The sequence below is a fragment of the Sphingopyxis sp. genome (assembly GCF_016793825.1).
Classification (GTDB): Bacteria; Pseudomonadota; Alphaproteobacteria; order Sphingomonadales; family Sphingomonadaceae; genus Sphingopyxis.
Window position 1 is genome coordinate 48,703 of record NZ_JAEULM010000044.1, and the last position, 26,851, is coordinate 75,553.

Consider the following 26,851-nt stretch of genomic DNA (forward strand, 5'->3'; position numbering starts at 1 on the left):
TTTGCCGCGTCATCATGAAACGCGCGAACTGCCATACAGCGCCGAACAGATGTTCGCGCTGGTGGTCGATATCGCGCGGTATCCCGAATTTCTGCCATGGGTGATCGCCCTCCGCGTCCGCAGCGATGACGAGCGGGAAGCGATTGCCGACATGATCGTCGGCTTCAAGGGATTACGCGAAAGCTTCTCGTGCCGCGTTCACAAGGAACGACCCCGTTCGGTGACGGTCAGCTATATCGACGGACCAATGCGTCATCTTGAGAACGAGTGGCATTTCACACCGCTCGATAATGGAGGCTGCCGCGTCGACTTCATGGTCGATTTCTCGTTCCGCAGCCGGGTTTTCGAAACGCTTGCCGGGCAGATGTTCGACAAGGCCCTTCGCAAGATGATCGCCGCCTTCGAAACGCGGGCGGGTGCGCTTTATGGGGCGGCCACTCCGCCAGAAAGCTGACATCTCGGTCAACTCTATCGAGGTCGGCGTCCGGGCCTTGGGCCGTGTACAGGACGAAGAAGCTACCGCATTGACCTCCGGGTAGGCGGTGCCTTCAGATAGGCCTTCCTACATGTCCGGCTATGCCAGCGTTCGCCCCGGCTCTTTCGTTCGGAGGACAAGGACGGTCGCGGAGCGGTTTGTGGATGCCACCACGGCCCCGCGCACCCAGCACATTGTTCGGTACAAATCAGGCCAAATCGCGCCCAGTCGGGGGCGCACAGGACTGAACTTTCCTGGGAATGGTAACGACCTCTCCCTATCCCAAGGTTACCGCCGCATCGGGTTATTCCGCTGGAAGCGCCGCATCCTCGGACGGTCGTAGCGCATCCCTTTCTGGCTGAAAAAGGTCGAGCGCGAACAGGGTCGCGGCATGACGGATCGCGGCGCGATCCTTTGAATCGAACTGGATACGCTGGGTGAAGTAATCGTCCGGGTCCTGCCCGCGCAGCGCACGCGCGAAGACGACCTGGCCGACGGGCTTTTTCTCCGAGCCGCCGCCCGGACCGGCGATGCCCGTGATCGCAACCGCCACATCGGCATCGCTGTTCGCCAGCACGCCGGCAGCCATTGCCCAGGCGGTTGCCAATGAAACTTCGCCGAAAGTTTCGAGGATCTCGCTGCTCACGTCGAGCTGCGACTGTTTGGCATGCCCCGAATAGGTAATGAAACCCGCCGAAAACACGTCCGAACTTCCGGCTATATCCGTGATCGCGGCCGAGACCATGCCGCCCGTGCAGCTTTCCGCGACAGCGACGCGGCGTCCGGCGGCGCGATTGTTGGCCAGGACATTCGTGGCGAGTTGGTGCCGCGCGGCAAGGCGCGTCTCTTCGACAGACAGCACGGTTCAAATCTCCGGAAGCAAAAGCGTCGCGATGGCCTGAGCGGCGATCCCCTCGCGGCGGCCGGTGAAACCCAGTCGCTCGGTCGTTGTGGCCTTCACACTAACGCACTCGGGCGGAATCGCAAGAATATCGGCGATGCGGGCCCGGATTGCGGGGCGATGCGGACCGATCCTCGGCGCCTCGGCGACAATCGTGACGTCGATGTGGCTGATACGCCCGCCCCGCGCAGTCACCCGGTCGCCGGCAAAGGAGAGGAAGCGGTGCGACGCTGCACCGCGCCATTGTGGATCGGTTGGCGGGAAATGGTCGCCGATATCGCCGTCAGCCAGCGCGCCGAGGACCGCGTCGGTGATCGCATGAAGCGCGACGTCGGCATCGCTATGCCCCTCAAGCCCATGACTGTGCGCGATTTCGATGCCACCGATCCAGAGTGGCTTGCCGACGACGAGACGATGGACGTCATAGCCCATGCCGACAGCAGTTCGCATGGCTGTTCCCACTCCCAATAACGCAGACAGAATGGCCAGATCCTCGGCATAGGTCAGCTTGTGAAGCCGGGCGTCGCCGGACACCGCTGCAACCGGCAGGCCCATCCGGCGGACGAGCTGCGCATCGTCGGTCGCGGCTGCGTCGCCCGCTTCGGCGTGCGCACGGCGCAAGGTCCCGAGGCGGAATGCCTGCGGTGTCTGAACCCGCGCCAGCAGGCTGCGATCGACGACATCGCCGACCTGCGCCTGAGTCTGCGCGACGAGAGTGTCCGGTACGGGCAGGGTGGGGATTGCAGCGTCGGCACCGTCCAGCGCCGCCAACAGGCGATCGACCACGTCGGCCGTTACCCCGGGGCGTGCGGCGTCGTGAACCAGTAATCGCGCATCATCATCCCAATCGGTGAGCGCGGTGAGCGCGTTGGCGACCGATTGCTGCCGCTCAGCGCCCGGACTGGCGGAAATCCATCCTTCTGGCAGCATTCCAATCGTCGCCATGACGTCAGGATTAGCGACGACGACGCCGGCGGTGACTGCCGGATGCGCTGCGAACAGGTCGAGGCTCCAGCGCAACACCGATTTGGCGCCGAGCATTTCAAGCTGCTTTGGTCGGTCGAAGCCCGCGCGCGCGCCCTGACCGCCAGCCAACAGCACAACCGCCACATGCGGAGCAGGAGAGGAGGTGGACTCGGGCATCTTGCGCGCCGGTTAGCGCAGCCGCGCCTTGCGGGAAAGCGGCTTAGCGTGTAGGGGCTGCTCAAAATTTAGGCAATTCGACGAAAGCTTTCGCCATGGCGCCACTCCGGCCCATCCAGATCGGCAATATCACCATAGCGGATCCCGTGATCCTCGCGCCGATGACGGGCGTCTCCGATCTGCCGTTCCGCAAGCTGGTCCGTTATTATGGTTCCGGCCTCAACGTGACCGAGATGATCGCGAGCCAGGCCGCGATCCGCGAGACGCGCCAGTCGATCCAGAAGGCCGCCTGGGATCCGGTGGAAGAACCCGTATCGATGCAACTCGTCGGCTGCACGCCCTATGAGATGGGCGAAGCGGCGAAGCTCAACGAAGATCGCGGCGCGGCGATCATCGACATCAACATGGGATGCCCGGTGCGCAAGGTGACGAACGGCGATGCCGGATCGGCGTTGATGCGCGATCCGAAGCTTGCCGCCGCGCTCATCGAATCCTGCGTCAGGGCGGTACAGGTTCCGGTGACCGTGAAGATGCGCATGGGGTGGGACCATGACAGCCTGAACGCGCCCGAACTCGCCCACATCGCCGAAGATATCGGTGCAAAGCTGGTCACGGTCCATGGGCGGACACGCAACCAGATGTATCGCGGCGAGGCCGACTGGGCCTTTGTCCGCAAGGTCAAGGACGCGGTTTCGATCCCGGTCATCGTCAACGGCGACATCTGTTCGCCCGAGGACGCTCGGACGGCGCTGGAGCAGAGCGGAGCGGACGGCGTGATGATTGGCCGCGGCGCTTATGGTCGACCCTGGTTGCTGGGGCAGGTCATGGCGGTGCTTCGCGGGGAGGGCGAGCGGCCCGACCCTGGAATTGATGAGCAATATGACGTCATTACATCGCATTATCGCGCGATGATCGAACATTATGGCGAGATGACGGGGGTCAACATGGCGCGCAAGCACCTTGGCTGGTACGTCAAGGGGCTGCACGGATCGGCCGAATTCCGCAACAAGGTCAATCAAATCCCCGACAGCCGAGGGGTTCTCGACGCGCTTGAGCAATTCTATGGTCCTTATCTGAGCAAGGCCGCTGCGTGAGCGCGCTGACGTCGAGCATACCGATGTTCGACCATGACGACATCATCCAGTCGCATCCGATAGCGACACTTCTCATCGATCGCGGCGGCGTGATCCTTTTCGTCAATGCCGCCGCCGAACAGCTCTGTAACATCGGGCGGTCGGCGATGGTTGGGCGCGTTGTCTTCGATGTGATCGGTATGGATCGCGGCTATCGCCAGCGGATGAACGATCCCGCCACGTCGGCTCTGTTCGCCCATCGCGCGGAAATTGTGATCGGGAGCCGCAAGGCGGCTTTCGTGGACATGCAAGTTGTCCCCTACGGGCGGAGCGGGCACCGGATACTCACGCTGGTGCCTTCGCAGAGCGAGGCCGAGTTGATGGGTGGCGCCATCGGACGGTCTGGAAGGGCTGCGGGTGCAGCGGCATCAATGCTGGCGCACGAGATCAAGAATCCCCTGGCGGGAATCAAGGGAGCGGCACAGCTTCTGGCCCGCAAGACCGATGCGGGCGGTGAGCGTTTCACCACCCTCATCTGTGCCGAGGTCGATCGGATAACGACGCTGATCGACCAGATGGAGCATTTCTCGCGCGGGCAACCGATCGCATGCGTACCGATCAACCTGTACCAGCCGATCCACCAGGCCATGGAAACCGCGCGAGCTCGCCAATTTCCCGGTGTGCGCTTTTCAGAGGATTTCGATCCGTCGCTGCCGATGGTTCATGGCAATCACGACGCGGTCGTTCAGATTCTTTTGAACCTGATTACAAATGGGTGTGAAGTACTCGGGGGACGGGATGACGGCGTGGTGCGCATCGCGACCGCTTACCGACACGGGCTTTCGATCGACAATGATGACGGACGGGGCCGGATTGCCTTGCCGATCGAGGTAAGCGTCAGCGACAATGGCCCGGGCGTCCCTGCCGATATCCGCGGCGACCTGTTCGCGCCGTTCGTTACGACCAAGCGAGAGGGACGGGGGCTCGGCCTGGCGCTCGTTGCCAAGCTCGCGCGCGACATGGGCGGCACCGTCCAGCATATGCGCGACGGCGAATGGACGCGCTTTCGCGTCCATCTTCCCACGGTTCCGGCTCAAAAAGGACGCGGCGAATGACCGGAAAGACGATTTTGCTTGTCGAGGACGATCCAGCGATCGCCTTGATCATCCGTGAAACGCTGACCGGCGAATGCGCAACCTTCGCGTCGGTGGGGAGTGTGGGAGAGCGGAATGCCTGGCTGGCGGACAATCGCCCGGACCTGATCATTACCGACGTCGTTCTGCCCGATGGTGACGGCATCGACTCGTTACCGGGCGCCGGCGTCGATGCCGCCACGCCGATCATTGTCCTGTCGGCGCAAAACACGTTGGATACCGCGGTACGCGCGACGGGAATCGGCAGCTATGACTATTTGCCCAAACCCTTTGACCTGGAGGAACTGACGGCGAGTGTTCGCGCGGCTCTTGATCGTGGAAGTCAGCCCACGGCAAGAGCCGATCCCGGGCAGGCCGACAGCCATGGTCTCGTCGGTCGGGCGCCGGCGATGCAGGCGGTCTATCGCACCATCGCGCGTCTCGCGACCAACGATCTCGCGGTTCTGATTCTCGGCGAGTCAGGGACGGGCAAGGAGGTGGTTGCGCGAGCGATCCACGCTACGGGACTGCGCCGGTCGGGACCATTCGTCGCGATCAACATGGCCGCCATTCCGCGTGAGTTGATCGAGGCCGAGTTGTTCGGGCATGAAAAGGGCGCGTTTACCGGCGCGCATAGCCGGAATGCCGGCCGCTTCGAACAGGCTGCGGGCGGGACGCTGTTCCTCGACGAAATTGGCGACATGCCGCTCGATGCGCAAACCCGACTGCTGCGCGTACTCCAGAGCAACGAATATTCCACCGTCGGCGGCAACCAATCCCTTCGCGCCGACGTTCGTGTCGTCGCAGCAACCCATCGCGACATGCGTACGCTGGTCGCTGACGGACGATTTCGCGAGGATCTGTTCTACCGGCTCAACGTCATTCCCGTAACGCTGCCTCCGCTGCGCGATCGCCGCAGCGATATCGCCGCATTGGTCCGTCATTTCGTCGACGCGGGGCGTCGGTCGGGACTGCCCGACCGCCAATTCGCTTCGCCGGCGATGCAGTTGCTCGAACGCCACGACTGGCCGGGTAATGTTCGCGAACTGGGGAATGTCGTCCAGCGCCTCGCGGTGCTGTCACGCGATACCATGGTGATGGCGCGCGACGTCGAGGCGGTACTGCAGGAAAGCGGCGAAGGCGGAACCTTTGCCGCGCCCGCGGACCTGATTGCGCGCGCGATCGACGACTGGACGCGCGAGAAGCTGGCCGGACCCGAAGACGATGGCGAGATTCACGGGCAACTCGAGGCGATCGTGGAAGCCGCGCTTCTTCGCCGTACCCTTCGCGAAGTGCGTGGAAATCAGCTCGAAGCGGCCCGACGCCTGGGAATCAACCGAAACACGCTGCGCAAGCGGTTGGGGCAACTCGACATCGATCCCGCCCACCCTTGATGGTGACCAGAAACGCGATGGATTCGCGTGCGACGTGCATATTGTGTGTTTTCTATGCAACAGGATTGTCGTAGCACGGCAACAATGGAGCCCACCGCTTCCCTGACTCAAGACAACGATTCCGACGATCGGCAGCCGCGTTCGGGCGGATGGCATTTTGCCGCTCCCGAATATTATACCCTCGCGATCATCGTCAGCGTCGCAATCGCCACCTATATTTTCGTGACGGGCGACGCCCAGAGCGAGCGTTTGCTGACGCCCGGGCTTGTTGCCGCGATCATGGTCGTCAACCTGGTTCCGGCGATGACGTTGATCGTGCTGGTCGGCAGCCGGATCGCGCGGGCGCGCGCGGCAAGGTCCATGGCGGGGGGTAGCGGGCGCCTCCACGTCCGCCTTGTCGCGTTGTTCTCGCTGATCGCCGCCGCGCCGACGTTGCTCGTCGTGATCTTTGCTTCGCTGCTGTTCCAGTTCGGTGTCGATTTCTGGTTTTCCGACCGCTCGCGCGGCATGTTCGAAAATGCGGCCAATCTTGCCGAAGGCTATTATCAGGAAAACCAGCGCCAGGTCGGCGCCAATACGTTCGCGATGGCGGCCGACCTCAGCAAACAATTGAGCCAGTTTCCGATCGATAGCCCCAAGTTTTCAAACTATTATCTGCAGCAGGTAGTCGTCCGCAGTCTCAATGAATCGGCTATCATCGAAATAGGTAAGGACGGCGTTGCGCGCACCGCCGCAGCGATCGATCCCGACAATCGGGCCGCGGAAAATCGGTTGACGGCGGCGATGGTCAGCCGGCTGAATTCCGGGCAGGACGTCGTCGTCGTCCGTCAAGCCGACCGGATTGGAGCCGCTGCGCGACTACCGGGGACGGAGCGCGCCTATGTCTATGCCTCGCGTGACGCGAACGTGCCAGGCTTCCAGCAATCGGCGCGGGCAGGGGCCGTTCTGGCCGACTACAACGGTCTTTTCGAGCGTTCGCAGCAACTTCAGTTGCAGTTCAATGGCGCGCTCTATCTCGGCTCTCTGCTCTTGCTCGCCCTTGCCGTCGTTGCTGCCATCGTTGTCGCGGACCGCATCGTCCGGCCTCTCGGGACGCTGATCGGCGCGACACGAACGGCCGCGGGCGGCGATTTGTCGGTGCGCGTGACGCCGCCGGTTCGTGACGATGAAATTGCGGTGCTGACGCGCGCGTTCAACCGCATGACCGAACAGTTGCAGGGGCAGACCGGCGCGCTCGTCAGCGTGAACGAGCAACTGGAAGCGCGGCGAATCTTCATCGAAGCGGTGCTGAGCGGCGTTTCGTCCGCGGTCGTTTCGGTCGACGCCGACCATCGCATCTCGCTCGCAAACGCGGCCGCCGAGCGATTGGTAGGACAGAGCGCCGAGGCTCTTACCGGGCAGCCGCTTGCCGATGTTGCGCCGGAACTCGCGCGGCTGCTCACCGGCGACGAGCGCGAAGCCATCGTCCAGCTGGCGCGTCGCGAGGCCGAACCCGCAACGCTGGCCGCGAAAGCTGTGGCGCAAGGCGATGGCTTCGTACTGAGCTTCGAAGATATCACGCAGCAGCTTCTCGACCAGCGGCGGGCTGCATGGTCCGATGTTGCGCGGCGCATTGCTCACGAGATCAAGAATCCGCTCACGCCGATCCAGCTCGCCGCAGAGCGCTTGCAACGCCGTTTCGGGGACAAGATCGAGGGTGACACGGCGACGTTCCGTCGCCTGACTGACACGATCGTGCGGCAGGTCCACGACATGCGCCGCATGGTCGATGAATTTTCCAGTTTTGCGCGCATGCCGAAACCGACTTTCGGTGTCGAGGATATTCGCGATATCCTGCGGCAGGCCGTCTTCCTGTTCGAGGTTGCCAAGCCCGACATCGCCTTCAGCATCAAGACGCCCAACGAAATCGAGCCGCTCGTTTGCGACCGACGCCTGTTATCGCAGGCGCTGACCAATATCGTCAAAAATGCGGTCGAAGCGATTGAGGAGCGACCGAAGAATCCCAATATGTCGCCAGTCGGGCATATTCTGGCCGAGCTTGTCGTCGGTCCGCTCGGCGAGGTTGTCATTCGCATCGATGATGACGGGATCGGCCTTCCCGAGGCGCGCGATGCCATTGCCGAACCCTATATGACGACGCGGCAAGGCGGCACCGGACTCGGCCTCGCGATCGTCAAGAAGATCGTCGAACAGCATTATGGCGAACTCGATTTTTCGGACAGTCCGAAAGGGCGCGGAACATGCGTTACGCTGACGTTGCATCCTGACAGGTTGCTGGCGCTGGCGGGCAAGGGCGGAGGATTGACGACAGGGCGCGTTGAATCGGTGCCGGGGCGCGTCCGGAACCGGCAGGATAGAGAAGAATATGGCGCTTGATATTTTGATCGTCGATGACGAACGCGACATCTGCGAGCTGGTCGCGGGGGTCATGGAGGACGAAGGCTATGAGGCGCGGACGGCCTCCAATAGCGACGCCGCGCTGGATGCCATCCGTCAGCGGCGCCCGTCGCTCGCGCTGATCGACGTCTGGCTGCAAGGGTCGCGGCTCGATGGGCTGGGCCTCGTCGAAGCGATCAAGGCGTTCGACCCGACCCTGCCGATCATCGTGATTTCCGGGCATGGCGGTATCGACACGGCGGTGGCGGCGATCCGCCGGGGTGCCTTCGATTTTATCGAAAAGCCTTTCGAGGCAGAGCGTCTGCTTCATCTCGTTGCGCGCGCGACCGAGAGTGAGCGCCTGAAGTTCGAGTATGAACAGCTCCGGGAAAAGGCTGGCCCCTCGGATGAACTGACGGGCACCAGCGCCGCGATCAACAACGTCCGCGCGACGCTGAAGCGGGTTGCCGGGACCGGCAGTCGGGTATTGATAGCCGGCGCTCCGGGGGTAGGGAAGGAAGTCGCGGCCCGCGTTCTTCACGGATGGAGTGGACGGCACAGCGCTCCATTCCGAGTGATATCGTCGGCGCGGATGGACCCTGAGACGGTCGAAATCGAACTGTTCGGATCGGAGGCCGAGGACGGATCGATCCGCGTCGGCCTGCTCGAGCAGGCGCACGGGGGCACGTTGTTCCTCGACGAAGTGGCCGACATGCCGATTACGACACAGGGCAAGATCCTGCGCGTGCTGACCGATCAAAGCTTCACGCGGGTCGGTGGGCGGACGATGATCCGCGTCGATGTCCGCATCATTTCAGGCTCGGCGCGCGACTTGATGGCCGAAATCGCCGAAAGCCGCTTCCGCGAGGATCTCTATTATCGGCTCAACGTCGTGCCGGTGCATATCCCCCCCTTGCGTGAACGACGCGACGACATCGCCAGCCTTTGCGATCATTTCGTGGGTCGGTACGCAGCGGATCGGCATGTTCCGCCGCCCGAGATCAGCTCCGAAGCGATGGCCGCTCTCCAGGCGCATGATTGGCCGGGAAATGTTCGCGAACTTCGCAACGTGATCGAGCGCGTGATGATTCTGGCTCCCAGCGACCGGCTGGCGCGAATCGATGCCGATATGCTGCCGGGCGAGCTTGTGCGTGGCGGGACCGACATCCTGCCGAACACGGAATCGATCACCGCGATCCCGCTGAAGGAAGCGCGAGAGAATTTCGAACGCGAGTATTTGCGCATCCAGATCAACCGTTTTTCGGGCAACATCTCCCGAACGGCAACCTTCATCGGGATGGAGCGTTCGGCCCTGCATCGCAAGCTCAAGCTCCTCGGACTGACGGAAAATTCCGACGGCGAGGGGTGAGGCTTTGCGCTAGACCTGCGCGGTGCTTTGTCGCATATTGCGAATGCGAAGAAGGTCTTGAACGCCGGAAAACCGGCACCGCGCCCGCGGTTCTACCGCCAAAAACAGGAGGCAAATGTGTCCGATAAAAATCAGAATCTCCAGGATCTTTTCCTAAACGCCCTGCGCCGCAGCAAGACACCGGTGACGATGTTCCTCGTGAAGGGCGTCAAATTGCAGGGCATCATTACCTGGTTCGACAATTTCTCGCTGCTTCTGCGCCGCGATGGTCAGTCGCAGCTTGTCTACAAGCACGCGATTTCGACGGTGATGCCGTCGCACGATTTCGATCTCGGCGCACTGGGTGCGGATATCCGGGAAGCGCCGGCAAGCAAGGGCAAGGCATTGCAGGATGTTTTCCTTAATGCTGTCCGCCGATCCGATGAATCGGTGACGATGTTCCTCGTCAATGGCGTGATGTTGCAGGGCGATATCGTGGCGTTTGACCTCTTCTGCATGTTGCTCGAGCGCGAGCGGCAGGTGCAGCTGGTCTACAAGCATGCGATTTCGACGGTTCAGCCGAATGGACCGATCAACCTGACCGACAATGGCGACGAGGACGGCGACGTCGGCGCCTGATTTGGAACGATGACCGACAGCGACGGCGAAGTTACGCGCGGAGCGGCCGCGCTGCTGGTCGTGCCCGAATGGCGCGGCCAGCGCCTGTCGCGCGACCTCGATGCTCGCGTCGAGGAGGCGAAGGGGCTTGCGGTCGCTATCGGGCTCGATGTTGTCGCAGTCCATCCGCTTCGGCTCAGGCAGACGCGCGCAGCGACGCTGATCGGGGTCGGGCAGATCGAGGCGATCAAACCGGATATCGCCATGAACGATGTCCAGCTTGTCGTCGTCGATGCGGCGCTGAGTGCCATCCAGCAACGAAATCTCGAAACCGAGTTCGGTGCGAAGGTCATCGACCGCACGGGATTGATTCTGGAGATTTTCGGGGAGCGGGCCGCAACGGCCGAGGGGCGGCTTCAGGTCGAACTCGCCCATCTCGATTATCAGGCGGGGCGGCTGGTTCGCAGTTGGACGCACCTTGAGCGCCAGCGCGGCGGCTTCGGCTTTCTCGGCGGCCCCGGCGAAACGCAGATCGAGGCCGACCGGCGGATGATCCGCAACCGTATGGCGCGGATCCGCAAGCAGCTTGAAGATGCGCGGCGGACGCGGCAGTTGCAGCGGGCTAAGCGTCAACGCGCACCTTGGCCTGTCGTTGCCCTCGTGGGGTATACAAACGCTGGAAAATCTACATTTTTCAATCGTCTGACGGGAAGTGACGTCATGGCGGAAGACATGCTTTTTGCGACGCTTGACCCGACGATGCGGGAAATCCGCTTGCCCGGTATCGACAAGGCGATCCTGTCGGATACCGTCGGCTTCGTCTCCGATCTGCCGACGGAACTGGTCGCGGCGTTCCGCGCCACGCTTGAGGAGGTCACAACGGCCGATCTCATCGTCCACGTCCGCGATATCGTTCATCCCGACAGCGACGCGCAGTTCGACGATGTGCGCGCGATTCTCGACTCACTTGGCGTCAACGGCGTGCATGACGGGGAGGGGGACGATGCCTCGATCGTCATTCCGCAGATCGAAATCTGGAACAAGATCGATACGGCGAACAGGGATCGGAAAGCGCAGATCGAAGAGATGGCCGCCCGGCGCCCTGATGTCGCGGTCATTTCGGCCGTGACGGGCGATGGTGTCGAGGCTGCGCGAATGCTCATGGCATCGCGGCTGACCGCGCAGCACCAAATCGCGAAGATATTTCTGGCGTTTGACCAGGGCGAGGCAATGGCGTGGCTCCACGCGCGCGGCGAAGTCCTGTCAGACGAGCTGGAGGGGGAGGGACATGTCCTGACGGTCCGGCTCGATCCTGCCGACCGGGCGCGGTTCGAGCGGCTTTGGCCGGTTAGCGGCGTTCCGACGCCTTGACGGAGGTCCAATGGGCTTCCAGCGCCTCCAGAGGCAGGTCAGTCATATCGCTTCCGGCGCGTTCCTCGACGGCTTTGAAGCGCCGTGCAAACTTGTCGTTGGCGGCCCGGAGCGCACTTTCGGCGTCCACGCCGAGATGACGTGCATAATTGACGACCGCGAACAGCAGGTCGCCAATCTCTTCGGTTCGCTCGATATCGTCTGCGGCCGTCAAGACTTCTTCGAGCTCCTCGGCGATCTTGGCGCGCGGCCCAGCCGCGTCGGGCCAGTCGAACCCGACGCGCGATGCACGACCTTGAAGCTTCTGCGCCCGCAGCAGCGCCGGCAACGACAGGGCTACGCCGTCGAGCGCGCTTTTCGGTCCATTCGACGTGCGTTCTGCCGCCTTGATATTTTCCCACTGCACGCGGACGTCGGCGGCCTTGGCGTCGCCGAAAATGTGAGGGTGACGACGTTCCATCTTGTCGCTGATCGCGGTCGCGACATCGTCGAAGCCGAACAGGCCTTCATCCGTGGCGATCTGACTATGGAAAACGACCTGAAGCAACAGGTCGCCGAGTTCGTCGCAGATCGCGGCAGGATCGCCGCCAGCAACGGCATCGGCAACCTCATAGGCTTCCTCGATCGTATAGGGAACGATCGTCGAGAAATCCTGCGCAAGATCCCATTCGCATCCGCCGTCCGGATCGCGAAGTGCGGCCATGACGCGCAGCAAGCGATCGATGGGGGAGACAGGGCTGTGGGAATCTGTCGCTGCAGTCATAGAATTATCCGATAATATATATTATGTAAAATACGAGATGGCGGGCTGAGGGAAGATGCTCCCGATCTATCCCCCGCGCGCCGCCTGAAACGTCCAGATCGCGAGAAATACCAGCCCGAAGATCGCCACCCACGCGAGCGCCATCTTGATACCGTCTGCCAATCTGATCCGACGTGCGACCAACGCGCTCAGCACGAGCGCGAACGCTCCAACGAACCACGCCAGTTGAACTGCTGTATCTCCGTTCACAATTGCACCTCCAGCCCGTCGTAGCCCGGCTCGACGCCTGGCGGCAGCTCTGCCGCAAGGTCGTCATAATCCATCGTGTTGTCCATATGCGTGATGATGGCGCGCGGATTGCCGACTTTGTTCAGTCCTTCGAGGGTCATGGCCAGATGCGGATGGGTCGGATGCGGGTAGCGACGGAGAGCGTCGATCACGAACAGGTCAACACACTGAAAGAAATCGACCATATCGTCGGTAAATTTCGAGAAATCAGTGGCATATGCTATTTTATGCGCACCATCACTGAAGATCAGACCGGTGGCCTTGATGGGACCGTGCGGCATTTCGAGCGCTGATACTTCGATCGGCCCGATCGACTGATGATCATCGAGATCGATCGGATCGACCGATGCCGGATAGCCCGCGTTGCCGGCAAATGCGTAGGTGAACCGCCATTTCAGAATATCGAGCACATGATTGCGAGCATAGACGGGCACGGCCGACCGACGCATGTGCATCACCTGCCGCAGATCGTCGAGCCCGTGCGTGTGATCGGCGTGTTCATGCGTCCAGATCACGGCATCGATCGCGCCGACGCCAGCATCTAGCAGTTGCAGCCGCATGTCCGGGCTGGTGTCGACAAGGATGCGAAAGCCGCCCAGCGAGACGAGGATCGACGCGCGACTGCGCAGGTTGCGCGGATTGTCGGGATCGCACGCACCCCAATCGTTTCCGATCCGCGGAACGCCCGACGACGTCCCGCAACCCAGAATCCGGACCTTCATATGCGATATGGCGTCATGGGGCGGCCTTGTTGAAAAGCTTGTAGAAATTGGCGCTTGTTGCCGCTGCGAGATCGTCGGCGTTCTCCCCTCTCAGCTCCGCGAGAAAGGCCAGCGTGTCTGCCACGAACGCGGGCTCGCCGGTCTTGCCCCGGTGCGGAACGGGGGCAAGGAAAGGGGAGTCGGTTTCGACCAGCAGTCGCTCCTGCGGTAGCCACTTCGCGGTGGCCTGAAGCTCGGCGGCGTTCTTGAACGTCACGATGCCCGAGATCGAGATATAAAGACCAAGGTCGAGCGCTTTCCGTGCAAAGGCGTCGCTGGCGGTGAAGCAGTGGATCACCCCGGGAAAGATCGCCCTTCCCATCTCCTCGCCCAGCAGTGACAGCGTGTCGGCCTCGGCGTTGCGGGTGTGGACGATTACCGGCAGGCCCGTCTGCTGCGATGCATGGATGTGACAGCGAAAACTGTCCTGCTGCCGCGCACGATCGCTTTTGTCGTAATAATAATCGAGGCCGGTTTCGCCAATCCCCACCACGCGCGGATGGGCGGTGCGGCCGACGAGCTTTGCGGTGTCCACTTCGGGGTGATTGTCGGCATCGTGCGGGTGGATACCCACGCTCGCCCAGACGTCCTCATTCGCCTCCGCCGCGGCCAGCACATCGTCCCATTCATTCTCGCGTGTCGCGATGTTGAGCATCGCCGTAACACCGCGTTCCCTCGCCCGGAAGAGTACGCCATCCTGCTGCTCGGCAAGTCCCTTGTAATTAAGGTGACAGTGCGAATCGACGAGCATTATGCCTCCCCTTCCCCTTCTTCATCGGGCAGTTCAAGGCGGGGAAAGATCGGAACCGGCTGCCCGACAGCGAAGTCGCCCGCCGCGAGCGCCGGAAACCACCCCTTGTCGGCAAGCGCTGCGAAACCGCGCGCGTCCGCGGCAATGCCCATCTGGTCGAGCAGCGCGTCGGCAGCGGCCGGTACGACCGGACGGATGGCGATTGCAAGCGTGCGAACGGCCTGGAACAAGGTCATCAGGACCGCCCGCATCCGTTCGGGGTCGGTCTTACGGAGCGCCCACGGCGCCTGCGCATCGACATACTGATTGCAGGCAAATACGGCGCGAATCCAATCTTCGATGCCCACCGAAAAGGCCAGTTGTTCAAACTCGCGCGGCAGGCGGTCGGTCGCCATCGTTTCAAGGTCGGCGAGCAGGGCGATATCGCCCGGTGCAGCGACGTAGTCGCTTGACAATGCCCCTTCCAAATTCTTGAAAATCATCGACAAACTGCGCTGAGCCAAATTTCCGAAGCTGTTCGCCAGGTCCGCGTTGGCCGTCCGCACGATCGCTTCTGCCGAATAGCTGCCATCTTGTCCGAAACTCACTTCGCGGAGCAGGTAATAGCGCAGCGCATCGACGCCGAAACGCTCGGCAAGTTCAATCGGATCCACGACATTCCCGAGAGATTTCGACATTTTTTCGCCGCGGTTGAGCAAGAACCCGTGGCCGAATATCTGCTTCGGCAGGGGAAGGCCTGCACTCATCAGGAAGGCTGGCCAGTAAACGGCATGAAAACGCACGATATCTTTGCCGATCATATGAATGTCGGCGGGCCAGAAGCGGCTCCATTCGCTATCCGGGTCGGGGTAACCGAGCGCGGACATGTAAGTCGTCAGAGCATCGACCCACACATACATCACATGCCCCGGCGAACCCGGCACGGGAACGCCCCAGTCGAAGCTGGTGCGCGAGACGCTCAGATCCTTGAGCCCGCCCTCGACGAAGCGCAGCACCTCGTTGCGGCGGCTATCGGGACGGATGAAATCGGGATTGTCGCTGTAAAGCGCCAGCAGTTTGTCCTGATAGGCCGACAGACGAAAGAACCAGCTTTCCTCGACGGTCCATTCAACGGGGGTTCCCTGCGGCGAGAGCTTGCTCTCCCCTTCCCCTTCGACCAGTTCGCTTTCGTCGTAGAAGGCTTCGTCGCGGACCGAATACCACCCCTCGTAACGATCGAGGTACAGGTCGCCATTGGCTTCCATCGCGCGCCACAGCGCCTGCGACGCGGCGTGGTGCGCGGGGTCCGACGTGCGCATGAAGTGATCGAAACTGATGTTCAGCTTGCCATACATCTCGCGGAAATAACCGGACATTTCATTCGCAAGATCGATCGTTGCGCGCCCTTGATCGCGGGCTGTCTGAAACATCTTCAGGCCATGCTCGTCGGTTCCCGTGGTCAGGCGCACATCGCGACCGCGCGCGCGTTGGAACCGGGCCATCACGTCGGTCGCAATCGCCTCATAAGCGTGGCCGATGTGCGGTCGGCCGTTGGGGTAGCTGATCGCGGTGGTGATATAGAATGGATCTGACATGCGCGCGCCTTAGCCGGTGCGAAGCGCGAGGGGAAGTATGCGCCGTCCTGCAACGGACCTGGCTGCTTGATCATCCCCGGGATACGGATGTCCGCCGCGCCTGCCGGCGAACTGCGCTATCGCGCTGCCATGGCCTTTGGTGCCAGTTCGGCAAGGCAATTGCCGATCTCGAACCCTACCATCGCTCCGTCATAGGAGCCACGGACGGCATCGCGGGCGTTACGCTGCACCCTGTCCCATTGGGCAAGGACGGGCGCGATCTCGGCAATTGGGCGCTGTCGTGCGAGTTGGGCGAGAAGTCCGGGTACGATGTCGATGACCAGTTCAAGCCGCGCGCGATTGCTCGTCCCGCCCACCTCGCGTGCGAGCGCTTCGCGGAGCCGGTTGCCCGGGTCGCCGCTGCTGGCGATGGCAAGCAGTTTCTTCTCCATCGCCGCGACGTCGCTGTCCACCAACGCGAGCGCCTTTCCTGGCACGCCGCCCGACGCAGAAACGATCGCACGCAACTCCGCCATGTCGAGCATCGAGCGGATATCGTGCAGCCATGCTGTCATGACGTCACAGCCAACTGGCTGAAAACGCAGGGTCCGGCATCGCGACCTTATGGTGGGGAGCAGACGACCGGGAGAATGGCTGACAAGCAGGAACAGCGTTTTTGCCGGAGGTTCCTCAAGCGTCTTGAGAAGCGCGTTCGCGCCGTCGGTCTCCAGATCGTCGACGGCGTCGATGATGACCACGCGCCAGTCGCCCAGCGAGAGCGAAAGATGCTGGCGGCGGATCATCCCGCGAACCTGATCGATCGTGATGTTGCGGGCGAAGTCCTTCGTCTTTTCCTTCGGCTGACGCGCGAGATGGATGATTTCGGGATGGTTGCCCGCATCGACGAGCTTTCGGGCGGTGGGGTCGCCCGGATCGTCGAGGGAGGTCACGTCCCCCGTTCCCGCAGGTCCGTGCGTGACAAGGAATCGGCTGACGCGGCTTGCGAAACCTGCCTTGCCCATTCCCTGCGGACCGGCAAGCAACCAGGCGTGGTGCAACCGCCCGCCTTTCCATGCCTCCAGGAACGCCTGCTCGGCGTCTTCGTGTCCAATCATAGCCAGGGCTTCAAGTTCGCAATGATCGCAGCCGTCACCTCCTGTGGTGCGCCGCTTGCGTCGATAACGCGCCAGCGATCGGGTTCGGAGGCCGCCATTTCGGCGAACCGCGCGGCAAGGCGAGCCTGATAATCGGCGGGCTTGCTTCCCATGCGGTCGGCACCGCTCGCGTCGCGCACCGAAAGGCGCTCCGTTGCTCGCTCTGCATCGAGGGTCAGAAGGAAGGTGCGATCGGGCAGAAGGCCGCGCGAGCCAAAGCCGTGGAGCGCCAGTATGTCCTGATCGGTGATGCCGCCGCCGCCGCCCTGATAGGCGCGGCTCGAATCGACGAAGCGGTCGCAGAGTACCCATGAACCCCGCTCCAGAGCGGGACGGATCGTCCGCACAACATGGTCGGCCCGCGCAGCAGCGAAGAGAAGGGCTTCGCTCCGCGCATCCCAACGGTCATCGCTTCCTTCCATCAACAGGCCGCGGATCGCTTCGGCGCCCACGCTGCCGCCGGGTTCGCGGGTGGCGACGACGTCGATACCACATGCTTCGATAGCGGCCGCCAGCGAACGCAACTGGGTCGACTTGCCAACCCCCTCCCCGCCTTCGAGCGTGATGAAGCGCCCGCGCGTCACGCGATCCGCCGGAGAGACAGCAAAGAAGGAAAAGGATTACCCTGCATATGTCGGCGGTAGCGGCCCGCGCCGGGTTTGTCATCAAGGGGTGGCGGCTGACTTCCTGCCCTTCGATGGGTTGCCGCGGTTGGTTTGGGCCGCGGCCATTGGGGCCCGTTGTTCGAAACCCCAGGACATCAGCCGCTCGGCCTCTTCGCGGCGCGCCTTGTCGCTCGGCAAGCCGGCGACGACCATGACGAGCCGTCGTCCGTCGCGCTTCGCCGACCCGAGGAAACAATATCCGGCTTCGGATGTGTGCCCGGTCTTGAGCCCGTCGGCTCCGGCGAAACGGCCAAGAATCGGGTTGCGGTTCGACTGAACGATCGGCTTGCCGTCGGGAGAAAGCCCGTGGCGAAGCGTCGGGATCGAGAAGTATCGGGCGTAACCATCGGGATGGTCGCGAATCAACCGGTCCGCGAGGACGATCAGGTCGCCGGCGCTGACCTTGGTGACACCGCCATCCGGCCATCCGCTCGGCGTTCCGAAATTACTCGATGCCATTCCAATCTTGGAAGCTACTGCATTCATTCGATTGACAAAAGAATTTTCACTTCCATCGATACCGACCGCCAGAACCGAAGCGGCATCGTTTCCGGAGACCGTAATCAGGCCCTTGAGGAGGTCGTCGACTGATATCTTCTCGCCGGCGCGCAGGAACATCGACGATCCAGCCGGGCGCGTACTCCATCTTTTCCACGTCGCTTCATCGACGGTGAAGAGTGTTTCACGCGAAAGCTGACCCTTCTTGATCAGGTCGAGCACGACATAAGCGGTCATCACCTTTGCCATCGACGCCGGTGCGAAGCGCTTGTCGGCTCCGCGCGAAAACAGGATCTGCCCGGAGCCTATGTCTTTCAGCATCACGATCGGGGCTTGCGTGACGTAGGGCGTGCGAACGGCAGGTGGATCTTTTGGTGTTGCGGACCCGGCCGTCGTGGCGGACAAGGCGCAGAGCATGAAGATGGCAGCGAATGTCGCGCGAGCGGTTCGACCACCGGTCATGCCCGCACGCTTTGTCATCGATCGCGAACGACCGCCGCGTCGCGGAATCCCTTTGCCTTCGCCTTGTCGAGCGCAGCCTTGGCATCTCCGTCGGTCGCGAAGGGCCCCATGCGGACCCGCCACAGCTTCCCGGTCTTCACGACACTGCCGCCGACAGATTTGGCCGCGCCGCTCGCATTGGTCTCGCTGCTGAACGCGCCAACCTGGACGACATATGGTCCAGCCGCTTGGGCTGGCTTTGCGGCCGCTTTGGTCGCAGGCGCGGGCTTGGCTGGCGCGGGTTTGGCCTCGGGCTTCTTGGGAGCCGGTTTGCCATCTCCTACCGCCATGCGGTCGTCACCGGGCTTGGCGGCGCCGGAAGCAACGGGTGGAGCGGGCTGGGCGGCGACGGGTGTGGCATCTACGGCGCCCCCTGAAATGGAAACGGATTTCAACTTATTACGAAGTATAGCTAGCAGAGAATCAGGCGTTGCGATCCGCTCCGGAACAGGCTTTCCGGCGCGAAGTTGTGCGCGTTCGGCCATCGGCGGATTTGTGCGGCGAACACGCACGGCGGCGGGGCCGTCGGCAATGCCGAGTTGCTGAGCCGCCGCACGCGACAGGTCGATCAGCCGGTTGCCGGCCATCGGCCCCCGATCGTTGATCCGGACGAGAATCGTGCGTCCGGTATCCAGCGCGGTGACTTCGACGTAGCTTGGTAACGGGAGCGTCCGGTGCGCCGCGCTGATTGCGTCGGGATTGAAGGTTTCGCCATTGGCGGTGGGCTTTCCGGCCAGTTCGTCGCCATACCAGCTCGCATAGCCGACGTCGTCGTAATCGGCGACATCGGCGGGTGTGTAGGTGACGCCGCCTATCGCATAGGGGTCGCCCAGCTTGGGATGCGTGTCCACGGCCAGATCGCTTGTCGGGGCGGGCGCCGCACTCGATGCCGGGCCATTTTCGCCCTTGCCGCCAAAACTTCCGCATCCGCCAAGCAGCAGCGCCGCTCCGATGACCAGGCCCCCGCCTCTAACGATCGATTTCATCCGCCAGCAACCCCACAGAAAGTGCGTAAAAATTGGAACAATTATAGTCCAATATCGCACGATAGTTACCGGTCAGCAAATAAGCGGTCTTTCCCGGCCCATCGGGCTCCAGCAACGTCGCCTGCACCTGTCCGTCGGGCCAACGGCCGTTCAATGGCTGGAACCCGTCGGCCCGCCATTCGGCCATGCTGCGCCATCGACTATAGCGGGCGAATACGCGCGGGCATCGCGTTGGCTGAAGGCGGCTGGCCATCGCCGTACGATTATATCCCGCGGGCACCTGTACCGCGACGCCCCATGGCTGACCGGCCCGCCAACCCGCGCGGCGCAGATAGGCGCCGATCGATTCTATCGCATCGGCTTCGCTCGACCAGATGCGCGCAACGCCGTCGCCGTCGCCGTCTTCGGCGACCTGCAGATAGACCGAAGGCAGGAATTGGGGATAGCCGAAGGCGCCCGCCCAACTGCCCTTCAGCACCTCGCGCGGCACCCCCTTTTGCACCATCTCGAGCGTCGCGAGAAATTCTGGTTCGAACAGGCTGCGACGGCGGCCTTCATAGGCGAGAGTCGCGAGCGCTTCGGGCAGGTCGAAATTCCCTGTGACCGCGCCATAGGCCGTTTCGTGTCCGAAGATCGCGATCATGATGCTCGTCGGCACGCCCGTGCGCTGTTCTATGCGTGACAGCAGCGGCAACAGCCGGTCGTGAACGCGGCGGCCGCCGTTGATGCGCGAGGCGTCGACATGCTTCGCCTTGTACGGTGCGAAATTGGGAATGGGCGTGTCGGCGCTGGGCGGTGCCCCCAGATTGTCGCGGTCGAGAGCAACAACCCGCGCATTATAGCGGAGACCCGACGTCACCCGGTCAAAAGTGGCGCGCGACACGCCGCGTGCCTGTGCTTTCGGCCACAGCGACTGGACATAGGCGTCAAACCCCGAATCGCTGCTTTGAGCATGGAGAGGGGCAGACGCGGCCATCGTCCACGCGGACAAGAGCACTCCGGCATAACCCAAAAGACGGCCGATTCTGAAACCTCTAGCGTGCATCATGTCCCACCCCATACGGATTGTCTGACACAGATGCACGCGCCTTGGCACCCCCCGGCGATCCGGCGGCGGGATGGGCCGAGTCATATCTGCGGCGGATCGAGTCGGGCAGGTTTCGCTTGCTGCACCGCGCGCCCGCGCTATGGCGGCGGCAGCGGACAGGTGGCCGAGTGGTTTAAGGCAGCGGTCTTGAAAACCGCCGTGGGTGCAAGCTCACCGTGGGTTCGAATCCCACCCTGTCCGCCACTCACCCGGCGTCGTGAAAGATCACGCCCAGCGTCAAGCGTTCACCGTTGCGGACTTCGCTGACGCCGTGACGAAGCTTGACGCGGTATGTGCCGCGCGTCCCGGCGCGTGGCGCGTCGTTGACGGCGAAGATCACCGCATCGCCCTGCTTCAGCGGAACGACATGCGGGCGTGACTGCATGCGCGGCCGCTGTTCGGTGATTACAAACTCGCCGCCTTCGAAGTCATCGCCAGGGCGGGAAAGCAGGATGGCGAGCTGGAACGGGAAATGCTCTGCGCCGTACAGATCCTGATGCAGGCAGTTATGGTCCCCCGCCCGATAGCGGAGGATCAGCGGCGTCGGTCGCGACTGTCCGGCAAGGGCACATTGTGCAAGATAAGTGGCGTGATCGACGGGATATAACTGCGATCGACCAAGCAGCGCGGCCCATTCGTTCGCGAGCTGCGCCAGGGGCGAATAGAAGGCTGCACGCAGCGCCGCGATGGGCGACGGTAGCGGGTACGCAAAATAGCGATACTCGCCGCGGCCAAACCCATGCCGCTGCATGGCCACGGTACTGCGATAGAGTGGATCATGATCATAATTGGCGCGGAGAGCGGCGCAATCTCCGCTTGTCAGCAGCTCCGGGACGACGTGCCAGCCCTGCCGCGCAATATCCGTCGCCAACGCCTTCCGATCAAGCGTCATGACACGGGCATCGACCTTGGCGGAGAGCATGGCGGGGACCTTTGAAATCGCGTTGTGATTTCTTTCCTAGTCGCCCTTCTCCGGCGTCCGCGCTCCGTTTCTTGCGGCCAAAGCGGCGCGGTTCGAAATTTTCCCAAGGTTCGTTCGACAAGGCTCCGTCTTGTGGTCGGTTCCGGGCCAACGCCCGGTGAGATCTAAAAGGGAAATTCATGCGCAAGACTTTGCTGGCGTCGACCTGTCTGGCCGCGATCATTTGGGCGCCTGTTCGCGCCGAGACCACCATCACGACGACGACAACGGTCCCCGTCCGCACGTCGACGGTCAAAACGGGCGCTCCCGACGACATCAGGATCACGTCGGCGGGGTCGGTCAAGCCGAATGCCGGAACAGCGGTTACGATCGACAGCAACAACAAGGTCGCCAACGAAGGCGTCATCCAGATCACCAACGCGGACGGCGCCACCGGCATTTTCGCGAACGCCGGCGCGGTTGGCGGCATCACGAACGCCGCCGGCGCGAAGATCATCGTCGATGAAAGCTACGCCCCGACCGATATCGACAATGACGGCGACATCGACGGCCCGTTCGCGGTTGGCACCGGCCGCACCGGCATGGCCACCGGCGGGGTGTTCACCGGAGCGATCGTCAACAATGGCGAGATCACCGTCGAAGGTAACAATTCGGCAGGCATACGCCTCGGCGGCCCGCTGACGGGCGATTTTGCGAATAATGGCACCGTCTCGGTACTGGGCACAAACGCGCTGGGCGTCGGGTTGCAGAATGTCACCGGCAACGTGCGTCTGGCCGGCACCATCACCGCAATCGGCGAGAACGCTACCGCCGCGCGTCTCGCCGGCAACCTGACCGGCGCGCTCGTCGTTCAGGGAACCCTCACCGCATCCGGCTATCGTTTTACCACGGCGCCGAGCGATCCTTCGAAGCTCGACGCCGACGACCTGCTCATCGGCGGCCCCGCGCTCTCGATCGAAGGGAATGTGACCGGCGGCATCGTCGTCGCCATTCCGCCGAAGGATACGAAGCCTGAAGACAAGGATGAAGACAAGGACGGGATCGACGACGACAAGGAAGGCAGTGGTGCCATCCGTTCGTTCGGATCGGCCCCGGCGCTCCGGATCGGTTCCGCAACGCAGGATATCAATGTCGGTCCGGTCGCGGGAACCGGCACCGGGCTTGGCCTGATCGTCGAGGGCTCGATAACCGGAAATGGCGTGTACGCGGGGAAGGATGCGGCAGCCATTCAGTTCGGCGGCATGGGCGGGAACGTGACGATTGCAGGCGGTGTCGGTGTCAGTGGCAGCGTGTCGGCGACCTCGAACGGCGCATCGGCGACGGCGATTCGCGTCGGCGCGGGGACGAGCACCCCGGAGATTCGCGTTGCAGGCAAGATCGACGCGGCGGGGGGCAGCACCGCGACCGCGATCACCACGGGAATCCTCGTCGAAGCCGGCGGTACCCTTCCCCTGATCCGCAACAGCGGCGCCATCACGGCGAAGGCTGGCGGTGACAATGGTACGGCGCGCGCCATCGTCGATCTGTCGGGCAGCGTTTCCACAGTCGAGAACAGCGGGACCATCAGCGCGAGTGGCGCGTTGGGCACGTCGGACCGTAATATCGCGATCGACCTGTCCGCGAACAATCTGGGAACGACGGTCAAACAGACGGCAGTCGCTACAGGTATCGCCGCCCCGAGCATCGTCGGCGACGTCCGCTTTGGCGGCGGCAGCGACCTGTTCGACATCGCCGACGGGTCGGTGAAGGGGAGCGGCTATTTCGGAGCGGGCGACAACCGCCTGTCGTTGTCGGGCGATGCAACCTATGCGGGTTTCGCCGGCTTTGGCGCAGGCAGCGACACCCTGGCGCTCGCCGGCACGTCGGTGTTCAGCGGCACCGCCGATTTTGGCAGCGGCGGCGACACGCTCACGATCGCAGGATCCTCGCGCTTCTCCGGCAAATTGCTGAACGCGCAAGGACTGGCCGTTTCGGTTGATGGCGGCACGTTCGATGTGAGCGGCGCGACAGCGATTTCGTCATTGGCAGTGACCAACAAGGGAGCACTTGCGGTTCTGCTCGACAAGAGCGCTGACGGCACCGCCCTCAATGTGTCGGGCAATGCGAGCTTCGGCGCGGAGTCCAGGCTGATCCTGAAGATCAAGGATATCGAAAGCGCCGAGGGCAGCCATGTCGTCCTTACCGCGGGGACATTGACGGGCGCGAACAACCTCGTTGCCAGCTCGACGCTGCTCCCCTTTCTTTACAAGGGCACGTTGAGTTCGACCGCCAATCAGGTGCTTGTCAATGTAACGCGCAAGAGCACCGCTGATCTTGGCCTCAACCGTTCGGAGGCGAGCGCTTTCAATGCGGTCATCGATGCCGTGTCCGCCGATCAGAAGGTCGAAGACGTGTTCCTTGGCATCACCGACGGCGAACGGTTCCGCAATCAGCTTGGACAGATGCTCCCGGAGCATGAAGGCGGCGTTTTCGAAACGGTCACTTCAGGGTCACGGGCGCTCGCGCGCTATTTGCAGGATCCCAACGCGCCGTATCAGGATCAGGGCAAATGGCGCTACTGGGTCAACCAGGCAGTATGGGGTACGGCAAAGGGCGTCGGCGATACCGCCGGTTACGACGTCAGCGGCTGGGGCATTTCGCTGGGCGGCGAAATCAAGTCCGACATCGGCAACTTCGGCGTGTCGGCGGCCTTTCTCAACGGCAAGGACGGCAACAGCAGCAACGAAAGCGAAGTATCGTCGAGCCAGTTCGAAGGGGCGCTGCACTGGCGCCTGGAATCGAAAGGCTGGATGGCCAATGCCCGCGTCTCGGGCGCGCCGATAAGCCTGAAGGGTACCCGTATCTTCCGCGCGCAGGACGGTGCTGGCGAGATCGAAAAGACGATGAGGGGCAAATGGGATGCAACGCTCTGGTCGGCTTCGGGGTCGCTGGCGAAAGATGCGGAGCTTGGCGGCATTACCCTGCGCCCGATGGTTGCGATCGACTATTTCAAGCTGAAGGAGGACGGATATCAGGAGAGCGGCGGCGGCGACGCGCTCGACCTCCACGTCCTCGGCCGCAGCAGCGACGAATTGGCGGTGTCGGGAACGATGGCGATCGGTCTGCAGTTCGGCGGCGCTGACGAATATGATGGCTGGACTCGCTTCGAACTCGAAGGCGGCCGGCGCCAGATCGTGAGCGGCAACCTTGGCGTGACGACGGCGGCATTCAAGGACGGCACCCCCTTCACTCTCACTCCCGACGATCGCACGAGCGGCTGGGTCGGCCGCTTTCGCGGCATCGCCGGCAATTCGGCTTTCCAGATTGCAGGCGAAGTGTCCGCGGAAGAACAACAAAGCCATATCGGCTGGGCGTTCCGTGCGAGCCTGCGGGTCGGCCTGTAGCCCCCCTTGGCCGGCGCGCAGCAAGGGGGAGGCCATTCCCTACCCCGCCTCCCCCTTGCAACCGTCCGGATGAAAGAGACAAATGCCACTGCCGGTTCGTTCCTTTTCAGATATTTGGCCCGTCGCGGTCGATGGTGAAGCGTCGCCGCAGTTGCATGGATCGGACTCGCCGCTATATGCCCCCCCGATCAGGGGGCCGAATGGAGCGCGACAATGGCGCGCGCACCGGAAGACTGTGGCATTCCAGAGCAAGCAATTCATGACTGAGGCGAGTGATCGAACCGACGCCGCGCAAGGCATCGAAGGCGTGCTGCTCGCCAACCGAAGCCGTGTCGTGCGTTTCCTCGAGGTGCGCGGAGCGGGTGACGCGGCGGAAGATGTGTTTCAGGATTTGTGGATGCGCCTGACCGAACGTCCGCTGGGCCCGATCGCCGACCCGCTCCCCTATATCATGCGCGCCGCAAACAACCTGATGCTCGATCGTTATCGCTCGGCGCGGCAAAGTGCGCTCCGCGACAAGGCGTGGAGCGACACGACGGCAGTGCAGGCGCCGTCGGCCGAGCATGTGCTGATCTCGCGGGGACAACTTGCGTTGGTCGAGCGGGCCATTGCGGCGACCGGGGAGCGCCCTGCCCGTATCTTTCGCCGGTTCCGTATCGACTGCATCCAGCAACGCGATATTGCGAGTGAGATGGGCGTCAGCCTGAGCACGGTGGAGGCCGATCTGCGCAAGGTTTATGCGGCAATCGCCATGGTCCGGAGGCAGTTCGATGCGTGATGTCCCGAACACTGCCGCAGAGGCGCAGGCCATCGACTGGATCGTTCGCCAGCGCGATCCCGCGTTCACGGACTGGGATGGCTTCGCCGACTGGCTTGCCGAGAACCCCCGGCATTCGGATATCTACGACGCGCTTGCGGTGCTGGATCAGGATCTTGGCGCGCTGCCTTTGGAAAGTGCCCCTTCCCTGGCCACCCATCCCGCCGCGCCGCGCCGCCCTTCACGCCGCATGTGGTTCGGGGGCGCGATCGCAGCGGCGCTGGTCGCGGCGGTCACGCTGCCCAGCCTTGACCTGTTCGTCGATGGCAGCCGCATTGAAACCGCTGCGGGCGAGCATCGTACGGTCCGGCTCGCGGACGGATCGAGCATCGAGATCAACGGAGCTTCGGCGATCATGCTCGACAAGGATCGGCCACGCTTTGCCCGATTGGAATCCGGCGAGGCCATGTTCCATGTGGTGCATAACGACCGCGACCCTTTCGTGGTCGAAGCCGGTCCCGCCCGTATCGTCGACCTCGGCACTGCCTTCAACGTGGTCCGCGGTGAACGCCGGACGTCGGTCGCGGTGTCCGAAGGCGTCGTGCTGTACAACCCGCACCGCGACAAGGTCCGCGTCGCCGCAGGCCAGGCGATCGACACCCGCGATGGTGACGTCACGCCGCCAAACGTTCGTCCGGTCGATATCGCCAATGTCGGCGGCTGGCGGACCGGCCTGCTGGTATACACCGATGCTTCGCTTGCGTCGGTTGCCGAGGATCTGAGGCGAACCGCCGGGATGGATGTCCGCGTGTCGCCCGAGGCCGCCGGCCAGTCCTTCCGCGGCGCGCTGATCGTCGACAAGGATCGCGAACGCACGATCGCCGATCTGGCGGCCCTGTCGGGAACCCGGGTCGAACGGCGCGGCAGCGGCTGGCTCCTCACCCGCTAGA

At 63.0% G+C, this 26,851-nt stretch carries 24 protein-coding genes and 1 tRNA gene; 12 read left to right on the forward strand and 13 right to left on the reverse strand.

The window, feature by feature from the left end; translation table 11 throughout:
- The first annotated feature begins 1 nt into the window (after nucleotide 1).
- A complete protein-coding gene (locus tag JNM03_RS13175) occupies nucleotides 2-454 on the forward strand; it encodes a type II toxin-antitoxin system RatA family toxin (protein ID WP_294037231.1) in 453 nt (150 codons plus the stop codon).
- Nucleotides 455-779: 325 nt separating this feature from the next.
- Here JNM03_RS13175 and JNM03_RS13180 read toward each other — a convergent pair whose 3' ends face one another.
- Entirely contained in the window at nucleotides 780-1,337 is a 558-nt protein-coding gene (locus JNM03_RS13180) for a CinA family protein (protein WP_294037232.1), read from the reverse strand.
- 3 nt (nucleotides 1,338-1,340) lie between these two features.
- A complete protein-coding gene (locus tag JNM03_RS13185) occupies nucleotides 1,341-2,519 on the reverse strand; it encodes a bifunctional 2-C-methyl-D-erythritol 4-phosphate cytidylyltransferase/2-C-methyl-D-erythritol 2,4-cyclodiphosphate synthase (RefSeq protein WP_294037233.1) in 1,179 nt (392 codons plus the stop codon).
- A 95-nt stretch (nucleotides 2,520-2,614) separates the two neighbouring features.
- Here JNM03_RS13185 and dusB point away from each other — a divergent pair, with 95 nt between their 5' ends.
- The 7 genes from dusB to hflX all read left to right on the forward strand — a co-directional run bounded on the left by dusB (nucleotide 2,615) and on the right by hflX (nucleotide 11,832).
- Nucleotides 2,615-3,613, forward strand: a complete 999-nt coding sequence (gene dusB / locus JNM03_RS13190; protein ID WP_294037234.1) for a tRNA dihydrouridine synthase DusB — start codon at nucleotides 2,615-2,617, stop codon at nucleotides 3,611-3,613.
- Entirely contained in the window at nucleotides 3,610-4,707 is a 1,098-nt protein-coding gene (locus tag JNM03_RS13195; RefSeq protein ID WP_294037235.1) for an ATP-binding protein, read from the forward strand. The genes dusB and JNM03_RS13195 overlap by 4 nt, the downstream gene beginning before the upstream one ends.
- Nucleotides 4,704-6,119 (forward strand): sigma-54 dependent transcriptional regulator, encoded by a 1,416-nt coding sequence (locus JNM03_RS13200; protein WP_294037236.1) that lies wholly within the window; start codon nucleotides 4,704-4,706, stop codon nucleotides 6,117-6,119. The genes JNM03_RS13195 and JNM03_RS13200 overlap by 4 nt, the downstream gene beginning before the upstream one ends.
- 84 nt (nucleotides 6,120-6,203) lie before the next feature.
- On the forward strand, nucleotides 6,204-8,495 hold the full coding sequence (locus JNM03_RS13205; RefSeq protein WP_294037237.1) for an ATP-binding protein: 2,292 nt from the start codon (nucleotides 6,204-6,206) through the stop codon (nucleotides 8,493-8,495).
- The gene (locus JNM03_RS13210; RefSeq protein WP_294037239.1) at nucleotides 8,485-9,864 is read left to right on the forward strand and encodes a sigma-54 dependent transcriptional regulator; all 1,380 of its coding nucleotides are present in this window, start codon (nucleotides 8,485-8,487) and stop codon (nucleotides 9,862-9,864) included. The genes JNM03_RS13205 and JNM03_RS13210 overlap by 11 nt, the downstream gene beginning before the upstream one ends.
- A 57-nt stretch (nucleotides 9,865-9,921) precedes the next feature.
- Nucleotides 9,922-10,482 carry an RNA chaperone Hfq gene (gene hfq / locus JNM03_RS13215; protein WP_294037241.1) on the forward strand — a complete coding sequence of 187 codons (561 nt, stop codon included), beginning with the start codon at nucleotides 9,922-9,924 and terminating at the stop codon, nucleotides 10,480-10,482.
- 9 nt (nucleotides 10,483-10,491) lie between these two features.
- On the forward strand, nucleotides 10,492-11,832 hold the full coding sequence (hflX, locus tag JNM03_RS13220) for a GTPase HflX (RefSeq protein ID WP_294037243.1): 1,341 nt from the start codon (nucleotides 10,492-10,494) through the stop codon (nucleotides 11,830-11,832).
- Here the strand turns inward: hflX and mazG are convergent.
- From mazG to JNM03_RS13270, 10 genes are all read right to left on the reverse strand, one after another.
- Nucleotides 11,810-12,535, reverse strand: coding sequence for a nucleoside triphosphate pyrophosphohydrolase (mazG, locus tag JNM03_RS13225; RefSeq protein WP_294037245.1), 726 nt, complete (start codon nucleotides 12,533-12,535; stop codon nucleotides 11,810-11,812). The genes hflX and mazG overlap by 23 nt on opposite strands.
- A gap of 126 nt (nucleotides 12,536-12,661) precedes the next feature.
- Nucleotides 12,662-12,844 carry a hypothetical protein gene (locus JNM03_RS13230; protein ID WP_294037247.1) on the reverse strand — a complete coding sequence of 61 codons (183 nt, stop codon included), beginning with the start codon at nucleotides 12,842-12,844 and terminating at the stop codon, nucleotides 12,662-12,664.
- Nucleotides 12,841-13,605 carry an MBL fold metallo-hydrolase gene (locus JNM03_RS13235; protein ID WP_294037248.1) on the reverse strand — a complete coding sequence of 255 codons (765 nt, stop codon included), beginning with the start codon at nucleotides 13,603-13,605 and terminating at the stop codon, nucleotides 12,841-12,843. The genes JNM03_RS13230 and JNM03_RS13235 overlap by 4 nt, the downstream gene beginning before the upstream one ends.
- A 13-nt stretch (nucleotides 13,606-13,618) precedes the next feature.
- Complete coding sequence (locus JNM03_RS13240) at nucleotides 13,619-14,395, reverse strand: TatD family hydrolase (protein WP_294037249.1); 777 nt, start codon at nucleotides 14,393-14,395, stop codon at nucleotides 13,619-13,621.
- Complete coding sequence (gene metG / locus JNM03_RS13245; RefSeq protein ID WP_294037251.1) at nucleotides 14,395-15,969, reverse strand: methionine--tRNA ligase; 1,575 nt, start codon at nucleotides 15,967-15,969, stop codon at nucleotides 14,395-14,397. The genes JNM03_RS13240 and metG overlap by 1 nt, the downstream gene beginning before the upstream one ends.
- Nucleotides 15,970-16,085: 116 nt before the next feature.
- Complete coding sequence (locus JNM03_RS13250; protein WP_294037253.1) at nucleotides 16,086-17,063, reverse strand: DNA polymerase III subunit delta'; 978 nt, start codon at nucleotides 17,061-17,063, stop codon at nucleotides 16,086-16,088.
- Nucleotides 17,060-17,686 carry a dTMP kinase gene (gene tmk / locus JNM03_RS13255; RefSeq protein WP_294037255.1) on the reverse strand — a complete coding sequence of 209 codons (627 nt, stop codon included), beginning with the start codon at nucleotides 17,684-17,686 and terminating at the stop codon, nucleotides 17,060-17,062. Before tmk ends, JNM03_RS13250 begins: the two co-directional genes overlap by 4 nt.
- Nucleotides 17,687-17,767: 81 nt before the next feature.
- Nucleotides 17,768-18,745, reverse strand: coding sequence for a D-alanyl-D-alanine carboxypeptidase family protein (locus JNM03_RS13260; RefSeq protein ID WP_367235908.1), 978 nt, complete (start codon nucleotides 18,743-18,745; stop codon nucleotides 17,768-17,770).
- The gene (locus JNM03_RS13265; RefSeq protein ID WP_294037257.1) at nucleotides 18,742-19,752 is read right to left on the reverse strand and encodes a septal ring lytic transglycosylase RlpA family protein; all 1,011 of its coding nucleotides are present in this window, start codon (nucleotides 19,750-19,752) and stop codon (nucleotides 18,742-18,744) included. The genes JNM03_RS13260 and JNM03_RS13265 overlap by 4 nt, the downstream gene beginning before the upstream one ends.
- Entirely contained in the window at nucleotides 19,736-20,728 is a 993-nt protein-coding gene (locus JNM03_RS13270; protein ID WP_294037259.1) for a lytic transglycosylase domain-containing protein, read from the reverse strand. The genes JNM03_RS13265 and JNM03_RS13270 overlap by 17 nt, the downstream gene beginning before the upstream one ends.
- Nucleotides 20,729-20,953: 225 nt before the next feature.
- Between JNM03_RS13270 and JNM03_RS13275 the strand changes: the two genes are divergently transcribed.
- Nucleotides 20,954-21,043 (forward strand) — tRNA-Ser (locus tag JNM03_RS13275).
- Between the two features lies 1 nt (nucleotide 21,044).
- On the opposite strand, the gene JNM03_RS13280 is transcribed toward JNM03_RS13275, so the two are convergent.
- Nucleotides 21,045-21,761 (reverse strand): 2OG-Fe(II) oxygenase, encoded by a 717-nt coding sequence (locus JNM03_RS13280; RefSeq protein WP_294037261.1) that lies wholly within the window; start codon nucleotides 21,759-21,761, stop codon nucleotides 21,045-21,047.
- Between the two features lie 179 nt (nucleotides 21,762-21,940).
- Here JNM03_RS13280 and JNM03_RS13285 point away from each other — a divergent pair, with 179 nt between their 5' ends.
- From JNM03_RS13285 to JNM03_RS13295, 3 genes are all read left to right on the forward strand, one after another.
- Nucleotides 21,941-25,144 (forward strand): autotransporter domain-containing protein, encoded by a 3,204-nt coding sequence (locus tag JNM03_RS13285; protein ID WP_294037263.1) that lies wholly within the window; start codon nucleotides 21,941-21,943, stop codon nucleotides 25,142-25,144.
- A gap of 259 nt (nucleotides 25,145-25,403) precedes the next feature.
- Nucleotides 25,404-25,922: a sigma-70 family RNA polymerase sigma factor gene (locus tag JNM03_RS13290; protein ID WP_294037265.1), complete on the forward strand. Its 519-nt coding sequence runs from the start codon at nucleotides 25,404-25,406 to the stop codon at nucleotides 25,920-25,922.
- Nucleotides 25,915-26,850, forward strand: coding sequence for a FecR domain-containing protein (locus JNM03_RS13295; RefSeq protein WP_294037267.1), 936 nt, complete (start codon nucleotides 25,915-25,917; stop codon nucleotides 26,848-26,850). Before JNM03_RS13290 ends, JNM03_RS13295 begins: the two co-directional genes overlap by 8 nt.
- Nucleotide 26,851 lies beyond the last annotated feature (1 nt).

Bases quoted from the DNA above. Each gene is read 5' to 3' on its own strand.
- JNM03_RS13185 (WP_294037233.1), bottom strand. From the start codon at position 2,519: ATGCCCGAGTCCACCTCCTCTCCTGCTCCGCATGTGGCGGTTGTGCTG.
- dusB (WP_294037234.1), top strand. From the start codon at position 2,615: ATGGCGCCACTCCGGCCCATCCAGATCGGCAATATCACCATAGCGGAT.
- JNM03_RS13200 (WP_294037236.1), top strand. From the start codon at position 4,704: ATGACCGGAAAGACGATTTTGCTTGTCGAGGACGATCCAGCGATCGCC.
- JNM03_RS13205 (WP_294037237.1), top strand. From the start codon at position 6,204: ATGGAGCCCACCGCTTCCCTGACTCAAGACAACGATTCCGACGATCGG.
- JNM03_RS13210 (WP_294037239.1), top strand. From the start codon at position 8,485: ATGGCGCTTGATATTTTGATCGTCGATGACGAACGCGACATCTGCGAG.
- hflX (WP_294037243.1), top strand. From the start codon at position 10,492: ATGACCGACAGCGACGGCGAAGTTACGCGCGGAGCGGCCGCGCTGCTG.
- mazG (WP_294037245.1), bottom strand. From the start codon at position 12,535: ATGGCCGCACTTCGCGATCCGGACGGCGGATGCGAATGGGATCTTGCG.
- JNM03_RS13235 (WP_294037248.1), bottom strand. From the start codon at position 13,605: ATGAAGGTCCGGATTCTGGGTTGCGGGACGTCGTCGGGCGTTCCGCGG.
- JNM03_RS13240 (WP_294037249.1), bottom strand. From the start codon at position 14,395: ATGCTCGTCGATTCGCACTGTCACCTTAATTACAAGGGACTTGCCGAG.
- metG (WP_294037251.1), bottom strand. From the start codon at position 15,969: ATGTCAGATCCATTCTATATCACCACCGCGATCAGCTACCCCAACGGC.
- JNM03_RS13250 (WP_294037253.1), bottom strand. From the start codon at position 17,063: ATGATTGGACACGAAGACGCCGAGCAGGCGTTCCTGGAGGCATGGAAA.
- JNM03_RS13260 (WP_367235908.1), bottom strand. From the start codon at position 18,745: ATGACAAAGCGTGCGGGCATGACCGGTGGTCGAACCGCTCGCGCGACA.
- JNM03_RS13265 (WP_294037257.1), bottom strand. From the start codon at position 19,752: ATGAAATCGATCGTTAGAGGCGGGGGCCTGGTCATCGGAGCGGCGCTG.
- JNM03_RS13270 (WP_294037259.1), bottom strand. From the start codon at position 20,728: ATGGCCGCGTCTGCCCCTCTCCATGCTCAAAGCAGCGATTCGGGGTTT.
- JNM03_RS13280 (WP_294037261.1), bottom strand. From the start codon at position 21,761: ATGCTCTCCGCCAAGGTCGATGCCCGTGTCATGACGCTTGATCGGAAG.
- JNM03_RS13285 (WP_294037263.1), top strand. From the start codon at position 21,941: ATGCGCAAGACTTTGCTGGCGTCGACCTGTCTGGCCGCGATCATTTGG.
- JNM03_RS13290 (WP_294037265.1), top strand. From the start codon at position 25,404: ATGACTGAGGCGAGTGATCGAACCGACGCCGCGCAAGGCATCGAAGGC.
- JNM03_RS13295 (WP_294037267.1), top strand. From the start codon at position 25,915: ATGCGTGATGTCCCGAACACTGCCGCAGAGGCGCAGGCCATCGACTGG.